The 21638-nt window shown below is 72.5% G+C and carries 19 protein-coding genes; 9 read left to right on the top strand and 10 right to left on the bottom strand.

From position 1 onward, the window contains the following. The first annotated feature begins 1 nt into the window (after window position 1). From KIK05_RS04570 to KIK05_RS04555, 4 genes are all read left to right on the top strand, one after another. Window positions 2-892: a carbohydrate ABC transporter permease gene (locus KIK05_RS04570; RefSeq protein ID WP_214409246.1), complete on the top strand. Its 891-nt coding sequence runs from the start codon at window positions 2-4 to the stop codon at window positions 890-892. Between the two features lie 236 nt (window positions 893-1128). Then, window positions 1129-2070, top strand: a complete 942-nt coding sequence (locus tag KIK05_RS04565) for a MerR family transcriptional regulator (protein ID WP_214409245.1) — start codon at window positions 1129-1131, stop codon at window positions 2068-2070. 146 nt (window positions 2071-2216) lie between these two features. Continuing rightward, complete coding sequence (locus tag KIK05_RS04560) at window positions 2217-2741, top strand: RNA polymerase sigma factor (RefSeq protein ID WP_214409244.1); 525 nt, start codon at window positions 2217-2219, stop codon at window positions 2739-2741. A gap of 17 nt (window positions 2742-2758) precedes the next feature. Further along, entirely contained in the window at window positions 2759-3715 is a 957-nt protein-coding gene (locus KIK05_RS04555; protein ID WP_214409243.1) for a YbgA family protein, read from the top strand. A gap of 67 nt (window positions 3716-3782) precedes the next feature. Here the strand turns inward: KIK05_RS04555 and KIK05_RS04550 are convergent, their stop codons facing one another. Together KIK05_RS04550 and KIK05_RS04545 are read right to left on the bottom strand one after the other, a co-directional pair. Continuing rightward, entirely contained in the window at window positions 3783-5645 is a 1863-nt protein-coding gene (locus KIK05_RS04550; protein ID WP_214409242.1) for an ABC transporter ATP-binding protein, read from the bottom strand. Further along, window positions 5642-7318: an ABC transporter ATP-binding protein gene (locus KIK05_RS04545; protein ID WP_250562199.1), complete on the bottom strand. Its 1677-nt coding sequence runs from the start codon at window positions 7316-7318 to the stop codon at window positions 5642-5644. The genes KIK05_RS04550 and KIK05_RS04545 overlap by 4 nt, the downstream gene beginning before the upstream one ends. Before the next feature lie 533 nt (window positions 7319-7851). Between KIK05_RS04545 and KIK05_RS04540 the strand changes: the two genes are divergently transcribed. Next, entirely contained in the window at window positions 7852-8274 is a 423-nt protein-coding gene (locus KIK05_RS04540) for a MarR family winged helix-turn-helix transcriptional regulator (RefSeq protein WP_250562273.1), read from the top strand. Window positions 8275-8443: 169 nt separating this feature from the next. On the opposite strand, the gene KIK05_RS48715 is transcribed toward KIK05_RS04540, so the two are convergent. Next, the gene (locus KIK05_RS48715) at window positions 8444-9310 is read right to left on the bottom strand and encodes a nitroreductase/quinone reductase family protein (RefSeq protein ID WP_308249744.1); all 867 of its coding nucleotides are present in this window, start codon (window positions 9308-9310) and stop codon (window positions 8444-8446) included. On the opposite strand from KIK05_RS48715, the gene KIK05_RS04530 reads away from it, so the two are divergent. Both KIK05_RS04530 and KIK05_RS04525 read left to right on the top strand, forming a co-directional pair. Then, a complete protein-coding gene (locus tag KIK05_RS04530; protein ID WP_250562198.1) occupies window positions 9293-10033 on the top strand; it encodes an MFS transporter in 741 nt (246 codons plus the stop codon). The two genes, KIK05_RS48715 and KIK05_RS04530, sit on opposite strands and share 18 nt — an antisense overlap. Window positions 10034-10087: 54 nt before the next feature. After that, window positions 10088-11155, top strand: a complete 1068-nt coding sequence (locus KIK05_RS04525) for an alkene reductase (protein ID WP_214409239.1) — start codon at window positions 10088-10090, stop codon at window positions 11153-11155. A 46-nt stretch (window positions 11156-11201) separates the two neighbouring features. On the opposite strand, the gene KIK05_RS04520 is transcribed toward KIK05_RS04525, so the two are convergent. Further along, window positions 11202-12176: a glycoside hydrolase family 5 protein gene (locus tag KIK05_RS04520; protein ID WP_214409238.1), complete on the bottom strand. Its 975-nt coding sequence runs from the start codon at window positions 12174-12176 to the stop codon at window positions 11202-11204. Continuing rightward, window positions 12177-12779, bottom strand: coding sequence for a PadR family transcriptional regulator (locus KIK05_RS04515; protein ID WP_214409237.1), 603 nt, complete (start codon window positions 12777-12779; stop codon window positions 12177-12179). Between the two features lie 268 nt (window positions 12780-13047). On the opposite strand from KIK05_RS04515, the gene KIK05_RS04510 reads away from it, so the two are divergent. Continuing rightward, complete coding sequence (locus tag KIK05_RS04510) at window positions 13048-13986, top strand: alpha/beta hydrolase (RefSeq protein ID WP_214409236.1); 939 nt, start codon at window positions 13048-13050, stop codon at window positions 13984-13986. Between the two features lie 36 nt (window positions 13987-14022). Here KIK05_RS04510 and KIK05_RS04505 read toward each other — a convergent pair whose 3' ends face one another. The 5 genes from KIK05_RS04505 to KIK05_RS04485 are packed head-to-tail and all read right to left on the bottom strand — an operon-like array spanning window position 14023 to window position 20557. Continuing rightward, window positions 14023-14745 carry an ABC transporter ATP-binding protein gene (locus tag KIK05_RS04505; RefSeq protein WP_250562197.1) on the bottom strand — a complete coding sequence of 241 codons (723 nt, stop codon included), beginning with the start codon at window positions 14743-14745 and terminating at the stop codon, window positions 14023-14025. Next, window positions 14742-16610 carry a dipeptide/oligopeptide/nickel ABC transporter permease/ATP-binding protein gene (locus tag KIK05_RS04500; RefSeq protein ID WP_214409235.1) on the bottom strand — a complete coding sequence of 623 codons (1869 nt, stop codon included), beginning with the start codon at window positions 16608-16610 and terminating at the stop codon, window positions 14742-14744. Before KIK05_RS04500 ends, KIK05_RS04505 begins: the two co-directional genes overlap by 4 nt. A gap of 2 nt (window positions 16611-16612) precedes the next feature. Next, window positions 16613-17569 (bottom strand): ABC transporter permease, encoded by a 957-nt coding sequence (locus KIK05_RS04495; protein ID WP_214409234.1) that lies wholly within the window; start codon window positions 17567-17569, stop codon window positions 16613-16615. Beyond that, window positions 17566-19140: an ABC transporter substrate-binding protein gene (locus KIK05_RS04490; protein WP_214409233.1), complete on the bottom strand. Its 1575-nt coding sequence runs from the start codon at window positions 19138-19140 to the stop codon at window positions 17566-17568. Before KIK05_RS04490 ends, KIK05_RS04495 begins: the two co-directional genes overlap by 4 nt. A gap of 55 nt (window positions 19141-19195) precedes the next feature. Continuing rightward, window positions 19196-20557 carry a serine hydrolase domain-containing protein gene (locus tag KIK05_RS04485; protein ID WP_214409232.1) on the bottom strand — a complete coding sequence of 454 codons (1362 nt, stop codon included), beginning with the start codon at window positions 20555-20557 and terminating at the stop codon, window positions 19196-19198. Window positions 20558-20746: 189 nt separating this feature from the next. On the opposite strand from KIK05_RS04485, the gene KIK05_RS04480 reads away from it, so the two are divergent. Continuing rightward, a complete protein-coding gene (locus KIK05_RS04480) occupies window positions 20747-21592 on the top strand; it encodes a M55 family metallopeptidase (RefSeq protein ID WP_214409231.1) in 846 nt (281 codons plus the stop codon). Window positions 21593-21638 lie beyond the last annotated feature (46 nt).

The following is a 21638-nucleotide window of genomic DNA, read 5'->3' as shown; positions in this document are numbered from 1 at the left end:
CATGAGCCTCACCCACACGACCGAACTCGAACGGGCCGCCGCCTCGCCCGGCACCCGCCCGCGCGGCAGGCGCGGCGAGCGCCCCAACTGGCTGGGCGGGGCCGTGGGCTGGCTGTGGCTGGCGGTCGTGATCGTGCCGATCTACTGGATCGTGGTCACCAGCTTCAAGTCGCAGAGCACCTACTACGCGTCCAACCCGCTGGCGCCGCCCACCGCCCCGACCCTCGACAACTACAAGATGGTCGTCGAGTCCGACTTCCCGCTGTACTTCCTCAACAGCCTCATCGTCACCGTCGGCGCGGTCGTCCCGGCGGTCGCGTTCGCGTTCATGGCGGCGTACGCGATCGTGCGCGGCGGCGGGGGCCGCTTCCTGCGCGCGGTGAACTCGCTCTTCCTCATGGGCCTGGCCATCCCGCTGCAGGCGACCATCATCCCGATCTACCTGATCATCATCCGGCTGCACCTGTACGACTCGCTGACGGCGCTGATCCTGCCCTCGATCGCGTTCGCGATCCCGCTGTCGGTGCTGGTCCTGGCGAACTTCATCCGGGACGTGCCCAAGGAGCTGTTCGAGTCGATGCGGCTGGACGGCGCGGGCGAGACGATGACGCTGTGGCGCCTGGCCTTCCCGCTCACCCGGCCGGCCGTGGTGACCGTGTCGATCTACAACGCCCTGACGATCTGGAACGGCTTCCTGCTGCCGCTGATCCTCACCCAGAGCCCCGACAAGCGCACCCTGCCCCTGGCGCTGTGGAGCTTCCAGGGGCAGTACAGCGTGAACGTGCCCGCCGTGCTCGCCTCCGTCGTGCTGACCACCCTCCCGATCCTGGTCCTCTACGTGGTCGGCCGCCGCCAGTTGCTCAGCGGCCTGACGGCCGGTTTCGGCAAGTGACCACGCCGGCTCGTCCGCGAGCCTGACGAGCCGCGCGAGGGACGCGCGGTTCCCGGGGACGTCCGGCATCCGTTCCCGGGAGCCGTCGCTTCAGTAGAGTTCTCCTGCCTTTCCGCCGTGCCGGTCGCATCCGGGCCGGGCCCGCTCCTCGAAACAAGTCCAGGGGCGGCCGGCCCCGCGTCCGCGGGGCACGAGCATGGCCGGCGCCGGTCGGCGACGAGGTGAGGGGCCGGAGGGTGACGGAAGAGAGCGCCGCGGGCGGCGAGGGCACGCCGCTCGGCGAGGACGAGACGGGGTACGGCATCGGCGCCGTGGCCCGCCGGCTCGGCGTGCCCGCGCCCACGCTGCGCACCTGGAACCTCCGGTACGGCATCGGGCCGAGCCGGCGCAGTCCGGGCGGGCACCGGCGCTACGACGACGCCGACCTGCGCCGCCTGGAGGAGATGAACCGGCTCGTCCACACGGGCATGCCGCCGGCCGACGCCGCCCGCCAGGCACTACGGGGCGGCCTTCCGGCCGTCCGCCCGGCGCCGGTGGCCGGACCCCGGCTGCCGGACACTGAGGCCGCGGCGCGTCCGCCCTCCGCCGCGATGCTGGCCCGGGCGGTGTTCTCCCTCGACGGGCCCACCGTGGGCAGGGGGCTGCGGGCGGCCCTCGGGGCGCACGGCGTCGCCTGGACCTGGGAGCGGCTGGCCCGGCCGGTGTTCGAGACGATCGTCAGGAGGCAGGAGCGGACGGGCGGCGGTGTGGAGTTCGAGCATCTGTTCTCCGACCGGCTGCAGGTCGCGCTCGCCGAGCACGCCGGGCGGGCCCCCGCGCCGGTGTACCCGCGTCCGGTCCTGCTGGCCTGCGCCGAGGACGAGCAGCACAGCCTGCCCGCCCACGCCCTGGCGGGCGTGCTCGGCGAGCTGGCCGTGGAGACCCGGGTGCTCGGCGCCCGCACTCCGTACCCCGCGCTCGCCGACGCCGTGCGAAGGACGGCGCCGGCCGTCGTGTTCGTCTGGTCGCAGCAGCGGGAGACCGGCGACGCGGCCCCGCTCGCCGGCCTGCCCCGGCTTCGCCCGCCGAGCCACCTGGTGGTGGGCGGCCCCGGCTGGACGGGCGAACTGCCGCAGGGCAGCAGGCGCGTGACCACGTTGCAGGAGGCCGTCTCGACGGTGATGGCCCTGGTGGGGTGAGGCCGGCCGCCGGTGACGGCCTGCCGCGAGGCCCTCGGATCGTTGACGCTTTCTTGAACCCCGCACCCCTGTGCCGTGGTTGCGCTCTCTCCACGCGGCGAGCTATGAATAGGTTTTGAATAAGTTTCGACGGCGAGGGGGCACTCATGAACGAGACGCTGGAGTTCCGGCTGGCCTCGGGCGAGACCGGCGCGATCGGCGAGTGCTACCGGACCCATGCCCCCGCCGTCCGCTCCTACCTGGGCAGATACGTGCCACGGGAGGACGTCGAGGACGTGCTGCAGGTGGTCTTCGCCGAGGTGTGGCGCTGCCGGCGGCGCTTCGACCCGGCCCGCAGCCTGCCCGCCTGGCTGATGGGGATCGCGCACAAGCGGGCCGTGGACCACCTGCGCGCGCGGACCCCGGCCACCGTGCCGCTGGAGGCCGTGGCCGACCCGGCGGGCGACGACGGCCGGGTGGACGGCGACCAGATCGACGACCGCGACCGCGTCCGCCGGGCCCTGGCGGCCCTCCCGGACGCGCAGCGCCAAGCGATCGAGCTGGCCTACTACGGCGACCTGACCCAGCGGCAGATCGCCGACCGGCTACGGGTGCCGCTCGGCACCGTCAAGGCCCGCACGGCCCGCGGCCTGGAGCGCCTCTCCCGGCTGCTCCCGCGGGCCGCCGCGTGACCGTCCAAGGAGGGATCATGACGACGGAGCACGCCAGACCGAGGGTGGCCGTGTCGAGCTGCCTGCTGGGATGCCCGGTGCGGTACAACGGCGGGCACAGCCGCGACCGGTTCCTGGCCGCCGAGCTGTCCGGGTACGTCGACTGGGTGCCCATCTGCCCCGAGATGGAGATCGGGCTGGGCACACCGAGGGAGACGCTGCGGCTGGAGCGCTCCCCCGAGGGGCCGCGCCTGGTGACCCGCCGGAGCCACGCCGACCTCACCACCCCGATGACGTCCCTCGCCGCCGAGCGTGCCGGCTCACTCGACGTGGACGGCTACGTCTTCAAGGCCAAGAGCCCGAGCTGCGGCATCCACGGCGTCCCCCTCTACAGCGGGGAGGGCGTGGCCGACCGGCGCCACAGGGGGCTGTTCGCCGGGCCGGTGATGGACGCCCACCCCCTGCTCGCCGTGGAGGACGAGGGCCGGCTCCGCGACGCCGGGCTGCGCGAGGCGTTCGTGGAACGGATCTTCGCGGCCGCCCGGCTGCGGGCCCTGCTGTCGGGCGACTGGCGCCCCCGCGACCTGGTCGCCTTCCATTCCCGGCACAAGATGCAGATCCTCGCCCACGCGCCGGAGGCCTACCGCGGGCTCGGCCGGCTCGTCGCCGCGGCCGGGACGGCCCCGCACGAGCCGCTCGCCCGGGAGTACGGCCTGGCGTTCCGCGTGGCCCTGGCCCGCAAGGCCACCGTCGGCCGCCACGTCAACGTCCTGCTCCACTGCCTCGGCATGATCAGCGAGCGCCTCGACCGGGCCCGCCGGGCCGACCTGGTGGAGGTGATCGCGTCTTACCGGGCCGGGGAGGTGGCGCTCAGCGTGCCGGTCGCCCTGCTGCGCCACCACGCCAGGGGCGAGGGCGCGGCGTACGTGGGCGGGCAGTCCTACCTGTCGCCGTACCCCGACCGGCTCCGCCTGCGCAACCACGTCGCGGCGTGACGGACGGCCCTCGCCGTGACACCGGGGCGACCGGCGCGCGTCCGGGCCCCCGCTTCCGGGACCGCCCTCACGCCAGGCTGTCGAGCCAGGCACGGTGGAGGCCGGCGAAACGGCCCGCCTCGGCGATGAGACGGTCCGGGGGGCCGTCCTCGACGACGAGGCCGGAGTCCATGACGAGCACCCGTTCGGCGATCTCCACGGTCGACAGGCGGTGGGCGATGATGAGGGCGGTGCGGCCGGCGAGCACGGTGCGCAGGGCGCGCTGGACGAGGCGTTCGCTGGGAACGTCCAGGCTGGAGGTCGCCTCGTCGAGGATCACCACGGCCGGGTCGGCGAGGAAGACCCTCGCGAACGCCAGCAGCTGCCGCTGCCCCGCCGACATGCGGCCGCCGCGCTTGCCGACCTGGGTGCGGTAGCCGTCCGGCAGCGCCGTGATGAACTCGTGCGCGCCGATCGCGCGGGCCGCCTCCTCGATCTCGGCCGGGGTGGCGTCGGGCCGGCCGAACCTGATGTTGTCCGCCACCGTCCCGCTGAACAGGAAGTTCTCCTGCGTCACTATCACCACGGCCCGCCGCAGCGTGGCCTCGCCGAGGTCGCGCAGATCGACGCCGTCGAGCAGGACGCGTCCCGCCGTCGGGTCGTAGAAACGGGCGATCAGCTTCGCCAGCGTGGTCTTGCCCGCGCCGGTCGCGCCGACCACCGCGACGATCTGTCCCGGCGGAATCTCCAGGTCCAGCCGGGGCAGGACCGGCACGTCGTCGATGTAGGAGAACTCGACCCCCTCGAACCGCACCGCGCCGCGCGGGTGCGGGAGCGGCACCGGGTCGTCGGGCTCGGCCACCATGGGCCGTTCCTCCAGCACCCCCGAGAGGTTGGACAGCGCCGCGCCGGCCGACTGGAGCGTGTTGTAGAACTGCGAGATCTCCTGCATCGGCTCGTAGAACTGCCGCAGGTACAGCAGGAACGCGGCGAGCACGCCGACCGTGACCGCGTGGTGGATCGCGAGCCAGCCGCCGTACAGCAGGACCGCCGCGATGGTGACGTTGCCGATCAGCTTGATGCCCGGCATGAACACCGCGACCAGGTACATGCTGCCGGCGTTGGCGTCCCGGTAGTCGGTGTTCAGCTCCTCGAAGATCTCCTGGTTGCGCGGCTCCCTGCGGAACGCCTGGACCGCCCTGATCCCGGTCATCGACTCCACGAAGTGGACGATGACCAGCGCCACCGCCTCGCGGGTCCGGCGGTAGACGATGCTCGACTGACACCGGAACCAGCGGGTGATCAGGAACAGGACCGGCAGCGGCACCAGCGCGACCGCGCCGAGCGGCAGGTCGAGCACCAGGAGCAGGACGGCGGTGCCGAACAGGGTGAGGACGGCGGTGACGATGCTGTCGAAGCCCGACTGCAGCATCTCGGCGATCGCGTCGATGTCGGAGGTGAGCCGGGCGATGACCCGCCCCGATGTGTACCGCTCGTGGAACGCCGGCGACAGCCGCTGGAAGTGGTCGAAGACGCGGCGGCGCAGCTCCAGCAGGATGTCCTGCCCGATACGCCCGGAGATCTGGAGGAAGACCTGACGGGTGAACGCCTGGGTCAGCGTCGCGGCCAGGATCGCCGAGACGGCCACGAGCAGCGTCCCGGCGCCCTGGTGCCGCAGCATCGGCGGGATCCCCGCGTCGATGCCGACCTTCACCAGGTAGGGAATCGCGAGGCCGGCCGCGTTGGAGAGCACGATGACCGCGATCAGCACGGCGATGGCCCGCCGGTGCGGGCGCAGCAGGTCGCCGAGCAGCCGCCGGGACCGCGCCCGGAGCAGCACCGACACCTTGTCGGGCAGCTCGTCCTGCTTCTCGGCGGCCACGCCGCGCCAGCGTCCCGCCTCGGGGGCCCCGCGCGCGCCGTCGTGCGGGCCGGTGGTCGTGCCGCTCATCGCAGCGCCTCCTCGGGGTCGAGGTCGGTGTCCTGCGCCAGCAGCTCCCGGTACTCGGGGACCGTGGAGAGCAGCTCGTGATGCAGGCCGACGTGCGTGATGGTGCCGTCACGGAGCAGCGCGACCTTGTCGGCGAGCAGCACGGTGGAGGCGCGGTGCGCGACGACGAGGCCGGTGGCGTCGGCGAGCACCCCGCGCAGGGCCTCCTCCACCAGGGCCTCGGTCTCGACGTCGAGGGCCGACAGGGTGTCGTCCAGCACGAGGATCCTCGGCTTGCTGAGCACCGCGCGGGCCAGGGCGAGCCGCTGCCGCTGGCCGCCGGACAGCGACATGCCCTGCTCGCCGATCCGCGTGTCGAGCCCCCATGGCAGGTCGTAGGCGAAGGTGGCCTGGGCGATCTCCAGCGCCTCCCGCAGTTCGTCCTCGGTCGCCTCGCCCCGGCCGAGGGTGAGGTTCTCCCGCACGCTCATCGAGAACAGCGTCGGCTCCTCGAAGGCGGTGGCGACCACCGACCGCAGCGCCGGCAGCTTCAGGTCGCGGACGTCCCGGCCGTCGATGGTGACGCGGCCGGCGGTGACGTCGGCGAGTCTCGGCACCAGGGCGGTCAGCGTCGTCTTGCCCGAGCCGGTGGCCCCCACGATGGCGACCGTCTCACCCGGCCGGACCTCCAGCCAGACGTCCCGCAGCACCGGCCGGTCGGCGCCGGGGAACCGGAAGCCGACGCCCTCGAACCGCAGGTGCCCACGCGGCCGCTCGATCACCTCCGCGCCGCCGACGATCTCCGGCTCGGTGTCGAGGACCTCCACGACCCGGTCGGCGGAGGTCATGGCCTCCTGCGCGATCGCCAGGATGTAGCCGAGGGACGCGATGGGCCACACGAGCTGGAGCATCAGCGTGGTGAAGGCCACCAGCGTGCCGAGCGTCAGCGAGCCCGAGCCCACGGCCAGCGCGCCGAGCAGCAGGACCATGGCCAGGGTGACGTTCGGGATCACCTCCAGGAAGGTGAAGAAGCGGGAGGCCAGCCGCACCTTGTCCATCGAGACCCGGTGGACCTCGCGCGCGGCGGCGTCGAACTCGCCGTACACGTGCGCCCGGCGCCCGAAGGCCCTGATCGTGCGGATCCCCAGCGCCGACTCCTCCACGTAGGTGGCGATGTCGCCCTGCATGTCCTGGACCTCGCGGGAGATCCGGCGGTACTTCTTCTCGAACCGCAGCGACACCGCGAAGATGGGCACCGCGGCCACCACGATCAGCAGGCCGAGCGGCCAGTACATCCGCAGGAGCAGCCCGGCCACGGTGGTCAGCTGCACGACGTTCATGACGAGGAACAGCAGGCCGAACCCGAGGAACCGGCGGATCGTGGACAGGTCGGTCGTGACGCGGGACAGCAGCTGGCCCGACTGCCAGTCGCCGTGGAAGCTCATCGGCAGTTCTTGCAGATGCCGGTAGACGTCGTTGCGGATCGCCGTCTCCAGTCCGAGCACGGCCTTGGTCTGCGTCCACCGGCGGACGAAGGTCAGGAACGCCTCGGTGACGCCGAGGGCGAGTACGAGCAGCCCGAGCGGGAGGAGGGCCGCGCCGTGGCCGTCGCCGACGGCGTCGTCGATGATGTCCTTGCCCACCAGCGGGATCGCGGTGCTGGTGGCGATGCCCGCCATGGTGGCGAGCCACATGAGGACCAGGCGGGGGACGTAGGGGCGCAGGTACGGCGTGAGCCGCCGCAGTGAGCGCGACCGCGCGCCACGGGGGGTATCAGGAGGGACGGAAGCAGGCTCTGAGTCTTTACCGTCGGAAGGCATGGGGAGGCAGGGCACTCCTTACGAGTCGGCGCTGTCGGCGCGATGGACGGTGGAGGACGCTGAGGTGGCACCGCGCCTCGGGGGGGCGCGGGAGAGGCCACAGCCGCAGCCGTTACCTTCACCTTCCAAGCCCGCTGCTCCCCGATCAACCGATTTTCGGGCGCACGCCATACTCGACCGGCCGGCTGATGGCCCTGGTTCGGCATACCCACTGCGCGGCCGCGGCCCACATACCGCTGGTCCACGGCAGGATGCCCACAGGTCCCGCGCGCACAGAAGACCGGCGTGGGCGGACGAGCCGTGCCACGGCGCCCGACAGGGATACCTTGTGGGCGAGTTACTGTGGTGCGGTGAACAGCGCGCACTCCGACCAGAGCCGGGACCTCTCCCTGATCCTCCATGATCAGATGTGCTTCACCCTCTACGCGGCCTCGCGTGCCGTCACCGGCCTCTACCGGCCCGTGCTCGAGGAGCTGGGGCTGACCTACCCGCAGTACCTGGTCCTGCTGGTGCTGTGGCGCCAGGGTTCCGGCGGGGTCTCCATCAAGGACCTCGGCACCGCGCTCCAGCTGGACTACGGCACGCTGACACCGCTGCTCAAACGCCTGGAGGCGAACGGGCTGCTGCGCAGGCGGCGCCGTCCCGACGACGAGCGCGCCGTGCAGATCACGCTCACCGAGGAGGGCGCCGAGCTGCGCGAGCGGGCCCACGACATCCCCGCGATGATCGGTGACGCGATGAAGCTGGAGCCGGAGGAGTTCGAACGCACCCTGGCCACACTCCGGCGCCTGACGGCGAACGTGGTCGCCTACGGCCACACCGGGGCGTAGGGCAGGGGCGCCGGTGTCGTGCCGCCCTGATCACATGGCGCCCACCGCTCCCTACCCGAATCCGGCGCCGGCCTCCGTGCCCGGTCGAACCGGGAACGGCCGGCCCTGACCGTCCGCCGATCCCCGAGTCCATCGCCCGCCACCGCGCGCGGACGAACGACTCGCGGCACTAGCCCTCGCTGATCGGTTCGAGCACGAAGACCGGGATCTGCCGGTCGGTCCTGCGCTGGTAGTCGGCGTAGTCCGGGTACGCCTCCACCGCCCGGCGCCACCAGAGGGCCCTCTCGTCCCCGGACACCTCACGCGCCCGGTACCCCCGGGTCACCGTGCCGTCCTGAAGTTCGACGACCGGCTCGGCGACCAGGCTCGCGTACCACTGCGGGTTGGCCGGCTCGCCGCCCTTGGACGCGACGGCCGCGTAGCGCCCCTCGTGCTCGACACGCATCACCGGCGTCTTACGCACCTTGCCGGTCTTGGCGCCCCGGTAGGTGATCAGCACGGTGGGCAACCCCTTGATCGTGACGCCGTCGGTCGTCCCGGTGCGCACGATCCGCTCGACGTGCTCGCGGACCCACCCCAACGCGCTCGGCTCGTAATCGCCACCCGACCCGATGCCCTGGCCGGCCCCGCGTGATCCGGTGGCCGGACCGTGCCGGCCGCCCTGCGGGAGGCGGGGGCGCCTGGTGTCCACGTTGCCGGTCAAGGTGTTGAGGATGCCGGGCAGGGCCGCCACCGTTTCGGCGGGCAGGCCGCTCACGGTCTCCTCCGCCAGGTCGCACCACAGCTGCTTGACCTGGTCGGCCAGGGCTTTGCCGCTGTCGGTGAGCTCGACGACGCTGGCGCGCTTGTCGGAGGGGGCGGAGGTGCGGCGGATGTGGCCGCCGGGCCGATCGGCGCGGTGCTGATCGCGGTGACCCTGACCTCGCTCGCCCGCACCCGAATCGGCGGGAAGCGATCGCTCGACCTCGTCGGCGCGGTCACCGGGACGGTAGGGCCGGCCGGGCTGGTCTACGGGGTGATGCGGAGCGCCGATCACGGCTGGACGTCCGGGCCGGTCGTCGGGCCGGTGGTGGCGGGGCTGCTGCTGCTCGTGGTGTTCATCCTGGTGGAGGCGCGTTTCGCCGGCCGGCCGATGGTGCCCCTGCGGTTGTTCAGGATCCGGGGGGTGGCGGTCGGCAACGGCATGCTGCTGCTGTTCGGCGGGATCTCCATCGCGATGTGGTACTTCACCTCGCTGTTCCTGCAGAACGTCCTGGGCTTCAGCGCGCTCGGGGCCGGGCTCGGGCAGACGCCCGCGGCGGTGGCGTTCATGCTGGTCGCGCGGTGGGCCGCCACCCTGCTGCCGCGAACCGGTGTGCGTCCGCTGGTGCTGGCCGGCAGCGCCTGTTTCCTGGCCGGTTTCGGGTGGCTCTCGCTGGCCCACGCCGGCAGCGGCTACCTCACCGGTGTGCTCGGGCCCACGCTGCTCGTCGCGGCCGGCATCGGGCTGACCTTCCCCACCCTCATGGCCGCGGCGACCGCCGACGCTCCCGAGGGCGACGCGGGGACCATCGGCGGCCTGGCCCAGACGGCCGGTCAGGTGGGCGGGTCGATCGGCCTGGCGGTGCTCGCCACGGCCGCCGGCACCACGGCCGCGGCCGGCGCTGACTCCCCCGCCGCCCTCGCCGCCGGCTACGACCTGGTCTTCCTCATCGCGGCCGGGCTCGGCCTGGCCATCGCCCTGGTCAGCTCGCTCCTGCCGCGGCGCCGCCGCCGCTGACCGCCTGCCCCTTCGCCCCCTGTGTCCGCACATTTCAATGAAGAGGAGACAACCATGACCAGCGCATTCGACCCGATCACCGTCGCCGGCACGCGGCTCGCCAACCGGATGGTCATGGCCCCCATGACCCGCAGCCGCGCGCAGGGCGGGCTGGTGACGGAACTGACGGCGGAGTACTACGCCCAGCGCGCCTCCGCCGGACTGATCATCACCGAGGGCGTCCAGCCGTCGGTGATCGGTCAGGGGTATCCGTTCACCCCCGGCCTGTACTCCGCCGAGCAGGTCGCCGCCTGGCGCAAAGTGACCGACGCGGTGCACGCCGAGGGTGGAAGGATCTTCGCCCAGCTGTTGCACACCGGCCGGATCGGCCACCCCGTCCTGCTGCCCGACGGCCTGGTCCCGGTGGCGCCGTCGCCGGTCGCCGCGCGGGGGCAGCTGTTCACCCCCGACGGCATGAAGGACTTCGTCACCCCGCGCGAACTGACGGCCGCGGAGATCGAGCAGACCATCGCCGACCATGTGAGTGCCGCCCGCAACGCCGTCGAGGCGGGCTTCGACGGGGTGGAACTGCACGGCGCCAACGGCTACCTGATCCACCAGTTCCTCGCCGCCGGCACCAACCGGCGCACCGACGGCTGGGGCGGCTCGACCTCCGGCCGCATCCGGTTGGCCGTGGAGGTCGTCTCCGCGGTCGCCTCCGCGATCGGCGGCGCCCGCACCGGCCTGCGTCTGTCACCCGGAGCGATGAGCAACGACATCCAGGAACCCGACCCGGGCCCCGTCTACCAGGCGCTCGTACAGCGGCTGGCCACCCTGGACCTGGCCTACCTGCACATCATGGAGGCCGCCGGCCACCGGGAACTGACGCACACCATGCGGCGGCGGTTCCCTGGCGCCTTCATCCTCAACCCGCACACGGGCGCCCGCCCGACCGGTCCGGAGGAACTGGAGCTGATCGACGACGGGACCGCGGACCTGATCGCTTTCGGGCAGCTCTTCCTCGCCAATCCCGACCTGCCCCGCCGCCTGGCGACCGGCTCCCCGCTCAACACCCCGGACCGGGCCACCTTCTACGGCGGCGACGCGGCCGGTTACACCGACTACCCGGCTCTGCCCTCCTGACCACCACGCCGCTCGGGACGGCCCGCCCGCTCCGCCCGCCGCCGGCTCACACCGCCGATCGGACGGAACCCAGGCCGAGGGCGTCCAGGAGGTCCGGGTTCCAGCGCTGAGCGCTCTCGTCGTACAGGGCGAAGGTCGGACCGAAGGACCAGTAGCCCCACGAGAAGCCCCGCGCCTCGGCCAGGCGCCGGTTGAACGACGCCCAGCGGGCGCGCGACGGCGTGTCGGCGTTGCCGCTGGTCCCGAATTCGCCGACGAAGATCGGCCGGTCGTGCGCACGGGCCCACTCGGCGAGGCGGTCGAAGGCGTCGGCCAGCACGGCTTGCTCTTCGTCGTCGCCTCGCCAGGTGGTCCCGAGCCAGGAGGCGGGGTCGCCGAACGGGGTGTCGGTGCCGAGCCAGGTCTCACCCTGCATGGTGAAGGTGGTGGGCCAGTACTGGTGGACGGTGACGATCAGGTTGCGGTCGTCGCCGGGGAGGTCGAGGTCGGGCAGGCGCCGGATGTTGTTGTAGGAGGCGGGGCCGAGGACGACGGCTCGGGTGGGGTCGGCCTCGCGCACAGCGGTGAGGATCTGGCGCAGGTAGTCGTTCCAGAGGGGATCGAGAGGGCCACGGGGTTCGGCCAGGGGTTCGAGCATCACCTGGGCGGGGCGGCCGGAGAAGCGCTCGGCGATCCGGTGGGTGGTGGCGAGCAGCCGGTCGAGGTGGCGGGGCGGGTCGGCGTGCAGTTCGGGGTCCTGCAGGTTGTTGAGGACGACGCTCAGTCCACGTTCGGCCGCCTGGTCGAGGAGGAGGTCGACGCGGTCGAGGACCGCCGGGTCCACGGTGAATCGTCCCCTGGACTCGGTGGTGTGCGCGGCCCAGCAGGTCGCCAGCCGGACGGCGGAGAATCCGGCCTCGTGGCACAGGTCGAGATGCCGCGGGCCGACCGGGACGGTCCATCCTCGTTCCAGTTCGGCGCCGAAGTCGGCGCCGATGTTGATGGTGCGGGCCAGAAGGCGGTTGGTCTCGTGAATGTTCATCTACCTGCCGTCTTTCGTGGGGGAGTCGGAAGCGGGGCCGGGCCAGTAGGTGGCCGGGTCGCGCAGTCGGACGGTGAACGCGCGCAGCCAGTCGAGTTCGGCGCGGCGCAGGGCTTGGGGGAAGGCGTGGTCGGCCAGGAACACCGGCGCGACACCGCTTCGGGCGGCGGCGTCCAGCGCCTGGCCGGTTTCGTCGACCTGCTGCTCCATCCGCTCGGCGCGGCGTTCGAGGAGGGCGATCACCTCGGTTCGGGGCAGGGCGAACATGAACATCAGCGCGACCATGAAACCGGTGGTGTCGTCTTCGGGGCCGTCGAGCAGTTCGCGCAGCCAGTCTCGAAGCCTCGAGCCGCCCTTCTCGGTGATGCGGTAGACGGTCCGCTCGGGCCGGGCGCCCTCGCGAACCGTCTCGCCCTCGGTGATCAGGCCCGCGCCGACCAGGCGGGGCAGGGCGTCGTAGAACGACGCGTTCTTGATCTTCAATGTGCGGTCGTGGCCGCGCTCGCGCATCTCCCGGCGCATGTCGTAGACGTGCCGCGCGCGCTCGGCCAGCAGGCCGAGGACGACCACGGTCACGGGGGTACGCAAGAGGCGTGCCGGCACCCGGAACTCCTTATAGTCGAATTCGACTAGACGAACTCGACTATAGCCGAAACGGAGCGCCCGAAAACGACGGGCTCGTGGCGACGGCCGGCCGGGCGTCGCCTCGCGGTCACCCGCACCTAAATAACCTTTTGCGCGAGGGAATTTTACTCGATCAACTTGTGCACGAGGAATATTGCCGTTAGCCTTCCCGTCGTCCGGGGCCACCGGGCCCGGCCGATTCACTTCCCTGTGCCGCCAAGGCCGTCGTCAACCAAGGACGCAGATCATGAAAAAGCCTGTACTCGAGCCCGCCGCGCAGGCGTTCGCCGAGGCCACCGCGAACCCGCCCTACCTGTTCGACCTGCCGCCGGCCGAAGGCCGTAAGGCCGTCGACGACGCCCAGACCCCCGAGATCGAGGTCCCGGGGACCAGCAAGGAGAGCCTGAGCGTCGACGACGGCCTCTCCCTGACCGTCTTCCGGCCGGCCGAGGCCGAAGGCCCGCTGCCGGTGATCCTCTACATCCACGGCGCGGGCTGGGTGTTCGGCAACGACCACACCCACGGCCGCCTCGCCCGCGAGCTGGCCGCCGGAACCGGTGCCGCCGTGGTGTTCGTCAACTACAGCCTCTCCCCCGAAGCCCGCTACCCGGTCGCCACGCAGCAGAACCACGCCGCTCTGGAGTGGGTGGCCCGGCACGGCGCCGACCACGGCCTCGACCCTTCCCGCATCGCGGTGGCCGGCGACTCGGTCGGCGGCAACATGGCCGCCTCCCTCACCCTGACCGCCAAGCGGCAGGGCACCATCCGGCTGGCCGGGCAGGTGCTGTTCTACCCGGTCACCGACGCGTCGTTCGACACCGGTTCCTACCAGCAGTTCGCCGAGGGCTACTTCCTGCGCCGCGACGGCATGCAGTGGTTCTGGGACCAGTACACCACCGACCCCGCCGAGCGCGCCGAGATCACCGCCTCCCCGCTGCGCGCCTCGCTGGAGGACCTGGCCGGCCTGCCGCCCGCGCTGGTCATCACCGCCGAGGCCGACGTGCTGCGCGACGAGGGCGAGGCCTACGCCGACAAGCTCCGCCAGGCCGGCGTGCCGGTCACCGCGGTCCGGTACCAGGGCGTCATCCACGACTTCGTCATGCTGAACGCCCTGCGTGGCACCCAGGCCGCCGAGGCCGCCATCTCCCAGGCCGTCTCCTTCCTCCGCACGGTGCTGTCCGCCTGACCCGCCTGGAACGACCCCGGGAGGGATCGCACCTGGTCATGGGCTCGTCTCCAGCGTGGGCACGCAGGACAGCAGGGCCCTGGTCAGGTCATGGGAGGGACGTTCGAGCACGTCGTCCACGGGCCCGCACTCGACGAGGCGGCCCGCGTCCATGACGGCGACCGTGTCGGCCAGGTAGCGGACGACGGCCAGGTTGTGCGAGATGAACAGCATCGCGAAGCCCAGCTCGCGCTGCAGCTCGCGCAGCAGGTTGAGCACTGCGCCCTGCACGGACACGTCGAGCGCGGAGGTGATCTCGTCGGCGACGAGCACCCCGGGCCGGGCGGCCAGCGCGCGGGCCAGCGCCACCCGCTGCCGCTGGCCGCCCGAGAGCGCGTCCGGGGTCGCCGAGGCGCGGCCGGGATCGATCCCGACCATCTCCAGGTACCGCGCGACCTCGCCGCGGCCGTCGCGCGGGAGGGCCTCGGCGACGGAGGCGCCGATGGGCATCCGAGGGTCGAGTGAGGAGTACGGGTCCTGGAAGACGAGCTGGACCGGCCCGCGCCGCGGCCTCCTGCCCATGTCCTTCCCGTCCACCAGGATCCGCCCGGCGGTGACCGGCGCCAGCCCGACCACGGCCCGGCCGAGCGTGGACTTGCCCGAGCCCGACTCCCCCACCAGGCCGGTCACCGTGCCGTCCGGCACGTCGAGGTCCACGCCGTCGACGGCGGTGAACCGGCCGTACCGCACGGTGATCCCGCGGATCTCCAGTGAGCTCATGGAGTGGTGCCTTCCTGGACGAGTTCGGCCGTTTCGGTCACCGGGTACCAGCAGGCGACGCGACGGCCACCGCCGTGGTCGACGAGTACGGGGACGGCGGTCCGGCAGCGGTGCCGTGCCCGCTCGCAGCGCGGCGCGAAGGGGCAGCCCTCCAGCCGGTCCCCCGGCTCCGGCGGCCGTCCCGGGATGGTGGCCAGGGCGACGTCGCGGTCGGTGGTCATGGTGGGGACGGTGCCCACCAGCGCGCGGGTGTACGGATGGGCCGCCCGTCCGGCCAGGTCGGCCACCGGCAGCTCCTCGACGACCAGACCCGCGTACATGACCACCACCCGCTCGCACACCTGGGCGACGACGGCGATGTCATGCGAGATCAGCAGCAGCGCGGCGCCGGACTCCCGGCGCACCTCGGCGAGCAGGTCGAGGACCTGGCGCTGCACGGTGACGTCGAGCGCGGTGGCCGGCTCGTCCGCGATGATCAGCTTGGGTTCGCCCATCAGCCCCATGCCGATCATCGCGCGCTGCCGCATGCCGCCGGAGAACTCGTGCGGGCGCTGGCGTGCCCGGCGGGCGGCCGAGGCGATCCGTACCGCCGAGAGCCGCTGGACCGCGCGGGCCGCGGCCTGCGCGCGGGACGCCCCCAGGTGGACCTCCGCGACCTCGGCCAACTGGCGGCCGACGCGCAGCGCGGGGTTCAGCGACGCCATCGGGTCCTGGAAGACCATGGCCAGGGACGTGCCGAGCTTCGGGTCGGCCCGCATGTCGTGGCCGTCGAACCGCAGCGTCGCGGCGCTGACCTCGCCCTGGTGCGGGACCAGCCCCGCCAGCGCCAGCGCGGTCAGGCTCTTGCCCGACCCGGACTCGCCGACCAGCCCGACGGCCTCCCCCGCGCCGATCGCCAGCGACACCCCTCGTACGGCCGTCCGGCCGCCGGGGAACGACACCCGCAGGTCCTCGACGCGCACCAGCGTGCCGGGCGGAGCGGCCGGAGCGACCGCGACCGGGGCGGCCCCGGCGGGCGGCTCCGCGGACGGGTGCGGCGCGCGCCGGCCGCTCGCCTGCGCCAGCACCTCGCCGACGAGGCTGAACACCAGCCCGGTGAGCACGACGGCCACGCCGGGGGCCAGCGCCGCGACCGGGTTGACGTAGATGCGGTTGAGCTCCTCGTTGAGCAGGCGGCCCCAGTCGTAGGCGGGTGACTGCACGCCGAGCCCGAGGAAGGACAGTCCAGAGAACGAGACGAGGACGTTCGCGGCCATCTGCGCGGTGAAGAGCGTCACGGGTTCGGCGATGTTCGGCAGGATGTGCCGGGTGACGATCCGGAACCGTCCCGTGCCGAGGATCCGCGCCGCCGCGACGTAGTCCGATCCGGCGACCGACGCGGTGAGGTTCTGCACGAGCCGCGCCACGGGCGGCACCATCGCCAGCCCCACCGAGAGCACCGCCCCCGTGCTGCCCGCTCCGAAGATCGTCGCCAGCACCAGCACGAAGAGCAGTCCCGGGAAGGCCACCAGGACGCCGACCGCCGCGGTCACCAGGCGGCCCGCCCGCCTGCCGAGCACCGCCGGGGCGACACCGAGCAGCAGCCCGCCCGCGAGCCCGACGGCGGTGGCCAGCAGGGTGAGCTCGAGGGTCAGCCTGGTCGCCACGACCACGCGGGCCGCGATGTCCCGGCCGAGGTTGTCGGTGCCGAACAGATGGGCCGCGCTGCTGCCGCGGTCGATCGCCAGCGTGTTCACCCGGCCCGCCGCCGGTCCGGCGAGCGGCGGGCCGAGCACGGCGACCAGGACCAGCACGGCGACGGCGGCGACGGCCGCGACGCCCAGCGGCGTCCGCAGCGTGCGCCGGAGTCGGTGCGCGAACGACATCGTCAGCTCCCGCGGATCGTGGAATGGGGGTCGGCGACGGCCACGGCGAGGTCGACGAGGAAGGTCAGCAGCAGCGCCGCGACCCCGTACACCAGGACCACGCCCTGCACCAGCGGATAGTCCTTCTGCGTGATCGCCTGGACGATGGAGGTGCCCAGGCCCGGCCAGGCGAAGACGTTCTCGATCAGGACGGTCCCGGCGATCAGCGAGGTGAACAGCAGGCCGCCCAGGGTGAGCGAGGAGGTGAGGAGGTTGGGCAGGGCGTGCCGCAGGTAGACCAGCCTGGCGGGCAGCCGTTTGGCCCGCGCGGTGCGCATGTAGTCCTCGCCGAGCACCCGCAGCGCCTCCACCCTGACGATCCGGGACAGGGCCGCGGCCGGGATGAGCGTGAGGGAGAGGATCGGCAGGACGTACGACGAGGGGCCGCCGCGCGAGGCCACCGGCAGGAGCGGGAACGCCACCGCGAACAGGGCGACCAGGCCGACGGCGAGCAGGAACTCCGGCACCGCGCCGAAGACGCCGGTGACCGCGGTGAAGGCGAGCTCGCCGCGCCGCCTGCGGCCCTCTCGGGTCAGCACGGCCGCCGTCATCCCGACGGGGATCGCGAGCGCCATGATGAGGACGAAGGCCGGTACCGCGATCTGCAGCGTGGCCGGCAGCCGGGTCGAGATGATCTGCGACACGGGGAGGTCGACGCTGATCGACTCGCCCAGCCTGAAGCGCAGCAGGCCGGAGATGAAGTTCCAGTACTGGGTGAGCAGCGGCTGGTCGAGTCCGAGCGCGTGCCTGCGGGCGGCGACCAGCTGCGGGTCGGCGGTCGTGCCGAGCGCCGCCCGCACCGGGTCCCCGGGGACCAGGTGGATCATCGCGAAGGACGCGGTGACCAGGACCAGCAGCGACACGACCAGCCGCCCGGCCCGGCGGACCGCGAACGCGACCCAGGGGTGGGCCCTCATCATCCGGCCGTCCTTCGCAGGGTCTGCGGGACGACGCCGGCGCCGTCGATCTGGAACGACACCCCCTTGCCGTAGAAGGTCTGCGACAACGTCGCGAACGGCACCACGTCCAGCCGCTTGATCAGCGCGCTCTCCGCGGCGGTCCACAGCTCGCACCCCGCGGTGCCCTGCTTGGCGGACGCCTGGGCGGTGAGCCGCTTGTAGTCGGGATTGGCGATGCCACCGAAGTTGGTGCCCTGCGGAGGCCGTGGCCCGTCGTAGAAGCGGGTCAGCTGGTCGGGCAGGTACACGTTGATCGGCAGCCAGGCCATGTCCCAGCCGTCGGACATCATGGTGCTGGTGACCGTCGCGGGGGTCACGGGCTTGGGCGTCACCTTCACGCCGAACGCCGTCCACTGCTGGACGGCGAGCTCGACGGCGGCCAGCACCTGCGGGCCGAGGTTGGTCGGGTGCGGCAACGTGACCGTGAGCGTCCTGCCGTCCTTGGTCCACTGGTCGCCCGTCTTGGTCCATCCGGCGGAGGTGAGGGCCGCCGCGGCCTGCGCGGTGTCGCGGCCGGGGACGTTCCCGGTCACCGAGTCGCCGGTGCACGGCGTCGGCTTGACCACTCCGAGGTTGGTGGGCGGCTCGTTCTGGCCGTTGGCCGCGACGGACCCGATCTGCTTGAGGTCGACGGCGGTGACCAGGGCCCGCCGGACGGCGGGGTCGGCGGTCGGATGGCCGGGCGCCTCGTTGAACAGCAACTGCCCGAGCGTCTGCCGGACGCTCCGCTGCAGCACCTGGGCCGCGGCCAGCCGCTGCCGATCCGAGCCGTTCACCTGCACCACGTTGACGTCGCCCGACAGCAGCAGGTTGGTGGCGGTGGACTCGTTGGCCACCACCTTGAAGGTCACCTTGTCGGGCATCCCGGTCGCAGGGGCACCGCCGGGGCCCCAGGTGTAGCCGGACCGCTTGACGTAGGTGTAGTGGTCGCCCGGGACGGCCTCGGCCAGGCGGTACGGGCCGGAGGCGTTCGAGGCGCGGGCCAGCGCCTTGGGATCGGCGAGCCCCTTCTTGCAGACCAGAGGGAGCAGGCTGGTCATCTCCAGGATGAACGGCGCCGGCTTGGTGGTCTTCACCGACACCGTTCGGGCCGCGTCGTCGGCCGAGGCGGTGGCCGTCTGCGGCACCGAGAGCCCGAGCAGCGGCGACTGGTTCTTGGGGGCGGCGATGTAGTTGTACTCGGCGGCCACGTCCGAGGCCGCCAGCGGCGAGCCGTCCTCGCAGGTCACCCCGGACTTGAGGGTGAACTGGGCGGAGGTGGTGGTGGCGGTCCACTTCTCGGCCACCCCGCTGACGAGGGATCCGTCCTGCGCGACGTGGACGAGCGTGTCGTAGGCGTAGGTGTTGAGGAAGAGCGCCGTGCTCGCCAGCGTGGTGAGCGGGGCGAGGCTCCCCGGGTCGGCGGAGATCGCGATGGTGACGGTGCCGCCCCCGCCGCTCTGGGCCCCGGCCGAACTCCCGTCGCCGCATCCGGTCGCGGCGAGCCCGAGCGCGGCGACCGCGGCGGCCATGCCAGTGGTACTTCTTCTCATCTTTCGCTCCTCGCTGGCGGGGCCGCGAGCCCTGGCACCGTCGGGCGGACATGGGTCAGACACGGGGAACGGCGCGCCCCAGGTGCAGGAAGCGGGCCTTCTCGCCGTCACCGAGGAAGGTGTACGTCACATGCCGACCGTCCTGCGGCTCGACGCCGACGAGAGTGCGGGCGTCCAGCGGCACCATGACGTCGCTGCTCAGCGGGCCTTCGCCGTGCAACGCGGCGGCGGCTCCCAAGGGCCGTACGACCACCGACAGACCCTCATCGGTCTCGGTCACCTCGGCGCCGAGCGTCCCCGACTCGTACCGGCCGGTGAAGTAGCCCGTGTCGACGGCGGCCGGTTCGGCGGGCGGGACGTGCAACGGCGGCAACCTCACCCCGGCCAGTTCGTCCAGCAGCTCGGTGACCAGCGCGTGCAGGCCGAAGAACGCGCCCCCGTTGGTGAGGACGGCGACGGCGACGTCCTTCCCGGGGACGACACGCAGCAGCGACAGCTGGCCGACCGTCCCACCGTCGTGGCCGATGACCTGGCCGCCCTCGCACTCGAACAGCTCCCAGCCGAGCCCCCAGTGGTCGCCGAGCGTCCCGGTCACGGGGACGGCGACCTGCGGTTCCCGCATCGCGCGGACGCTCTCCTCGGAGAGCACCCGCGTCCCGTCCGGCGCTACACCGCCGCTGAGGTGCATTTTTGCGAAGCGGAGCTGGTCGCGGGCGGTGAGGGTGAGGGTCGAGCCCGCGGGGGCGTTGGATCGCGGCATGGCCCAGATGGGGGCCTTGACGACGTCGCCGTCCGGACCCGTCACGTGCCCCATGGCCACCCGGTGCCTGATCGCCTCGGCCGGCGAGGTCACGACATGCGTCATGCCCAGCGGGAGGGCGATGCGCTCGCGGAGCGCCGCCTCCCAGGTCAGGCCGGTGAGCACCTCGACGATCCGGCCGAGCACCACATACCCGCTGTTGCAGTACGACCACATGGTCCCGTTCGGGAACAGCTGCGTCGCGGGGCCGGCCAGGCAGGCCACGTACCGCTCGACGGCGTCGTCGCCGGGCCCGTGGTCGTCGAAGATGTCGCCCTCGAAGCCACCGACGTGGCAGAGCAGCTGTCGTACGGTGACCGTTGCGCTCACCGTCTCGTCGGCGACCCGGAAACCGGGCAGGTAGCGGGCCACCGGGGCGTCCAGGTCCACCAGGCCCTCGTCGACCAGCTGCATGAGCAGGGTCGCGGTCCAGACCTTGGTGATCGACCCGGTCTGGAAGATCGAGTCGGTGGTCACCGGATAGTTGAACTCCTTGTCGAGTACGCCGTGCGCCGCCTCGACGATCTCCTCATCCCGCTGGACGGCGATGACCAGGCCGGGGATGCCGTGCTCCCGGGCCGTCTCGGCGAGCCTTTCCTGCAGCTTCTGCGCGTCCACCCTGATCACCTCCGTCGAAGCGGCGCTCCGCCGCCGAGTGGGTGAACATTAGGCATCGTGACGGGGACCACAGTTCGTCCTGCGGTACGAAAAAACCGGCCGCTCCATGTGCGGCGCTCCGAAGACACCGCTGCGGCCACGGCCGAATCCTCAGAGGGGATCGCTCGGCAGGACGCTGGAAGGAGCCGGATGGACGTCTACATCTCCGTCGACATGGAGGGGATCGCCGGGATCGCCACGGTCGACCAGATCGTGCGCGGCGGTCACAACTACCCGCGCTCGCAGGAGTTGATGACGGGCGAGGCGAACGCGGCGATCGCGGGCGCGTTCGACGCCGGGGCCGACTCGGTCGTCGTCAACGACAGCCACGGGACGATGGACAACTTCCTGCAGGACGGGTTGGACGAGCGTGCCCGGCTGATCACCGGCAGCCCGAAGGCGCAGTGCATGGCGCACGGGCTCGACGGGGACCACGGGGTGGCGCTGTTCGTGGGCTACCACGCGGCGGGGGGTTGCCCCGGCGTGCTCGCGCACAGCTTCTCCTCGTTCTTCAGCTGGCTGCGGCTCAACGACCAGATCGTCTCGGAGGCCGAGGTCAACGCCCTTCTGGCCGCCGAGCACGGCGTCCCCGTCGGGCTGGTGACCGGTGACGTCCAGATCTGCGCGGTGGCCGGGAAACGATTCCCCGGCGTGGTCACCGCGGCCGTCAAGAAGGCCGAGGGGTACACCGCCGCCGACACCCTGCACCCGAGGAAGGCGCAGGAGCTCATCCGTGCGGCGGCGGCCGAGGCGGTGCGGCGCGCGGGTTCGCTCCGCCCGGTCGAGATCCCCGGCCGCCTCGTGCTGACGGCCGGGTTCCAGATCCCGACGGCCGCCGAGGCCGCGGCGGACGTCCCCGGAGCCGAACGCGTCGACGAGCACACGGTGACCTGCGAGGTCGCCGACCTGCGCCGGCTGATGGGGCTGATCAACGTGTGGTACTGCGCCGCCGCCCTGGCCGCCAGATCCCGCCTGCCGCTGCTGGACCGCCGTTAGCCCGTCGCTCGGGCTCCCACCCCTCGGGCGACCGCGTCGCGCGGCC

The organism is Sphaerisporangium fuscum (assembly GCF_018531465.1).
GTDB classification, from domain to species: domain Bacteria; phylum Actinomycetota; class Actinomycetes; order Streptosporangiales; family Streptosporangiaceae; genus Sphaerisporangium; species Sphaerisporangium fuscum.
The sequence above is the reverse complement of the archived record's forward strand: the minus strand, read 5'-3'. Positions and strand labels throughout refer to the sequence as shown.

What these genes read in the sequence shown, in the direction of transcription:
- KIK05_RS04570 (WP_214409246.1), top strand. Translation starts at nt 2, where the DNA reads ATGAGCCTCACCCACACGACCGAACTCGAACGGGCCGCCGCCTCGCCC.
- KIK05_RS04560 (WP_214409244.1), top strand. Translation starts at nt 2,217, where the DNA reads ATGAACGAGACGCTGGAGTTCCGGCTGGCCTCGGGCGAGACCGGCGCG.
- KIK05_RS04555 (WP_214409243.1), top strand. Translation starts at nt 2,759, where the DNA reads ATGACGACGGAGCACGCCAGACCGAGGGTGGCCGTGTCGAGCTGCCTG.
- KIK05_RS04550 (WP_214409242.1), bottom strand. Translation starts at nt 5,645, where the DNA reads ATGAGCGGCACGACCACCGGCCCGCACGACGGCGCGCGCGGGGCCCCC.
- KIK05_RS04545 (WP_250562199.1), bottom strand. Translation starts at nt 7,318, where the DNA reads ATGTGGCTCGCCACCATGGCGGGCATCGCCACCAGCACCGCGATCCCG.
- KIK05_RS04540 (WP_250562273.1), top strand. Translation starts at nt 7,852, where the DNA reads ATGTGCTTCACCCTCTACGCGGCCTCGCGTGCCGTCACCGGCCTCTAC.
- KIK05_RS04530 (WP_250562198.1), top strand. Translation starts at nt 9,293, where the DNA reads ATGCGGAGCGCCGATCACGGCTGGACGTCCGGGCCGGTCGTCGGGCCG.
- KIK05_RS04525 (WP_214409239.1), top strand. Translation starts at nt 10,088, where the DNA reads ATGACCAGCGCATTCGACCCGATCACCGTCGCCGGCACGCGGCTCGCC.
- KIK05_RS04520 (WP_214409238.1), bottom strand. Translation starts at nt 12,176, where the DNA reads ATGAACATTCACGAGACCAACCGCCTTCTGGCCCGCACCATCAACATC.
- KIK05_RS04510 (WP_214409236.1), top strand. Translation starts at nt 13,048, where the DNA reads ATGAAAAAGCCTGTACTCGAGCCCGCCGCGCAGGCGTTCGCCGAGGCC.
- KIK05_RS04505 (WP_250562197.1), bottom strand. Translation starts at nt 14,745, where the DNA reads ATGAGCTCACTGGAGATCCGCGGGATCACCGTGCGGTACGGCCGGTTC.
- KIK05_RS04500 (WP_214409235.1), bottom strand. Translation starts at nt 16,610, where the DNA reads ATGTCGTTCGCGCACCGACTCCGGCGCACGCTGCGGACGCCGCTGGGC.
- KIK05_RS04495 (WP_214409234.1), bottom strand. Translation starts at nt 17,569, where the DNA reads ATGATGAGGGCCCACCCCTGGGTCGCGTTCGCGGTCCGCCGGGCCGGG.
- KIK05_RS04490 (WP_214409233.1), bottom strand. Translation starts at nt 19,140, where the DNA reads ATGAGAAGAAGTACCACTGGCATGGCCGCCGCGGTCGCCGCGCTCGGG.
- KIK05_RS04480 (WP_214409231.1), top strand. Translation starts at nt 20,747, where the DNA reads ATGGACGTCTACATCTCCGTCGACATGGAGGGGATCGCCGGGATCGCC.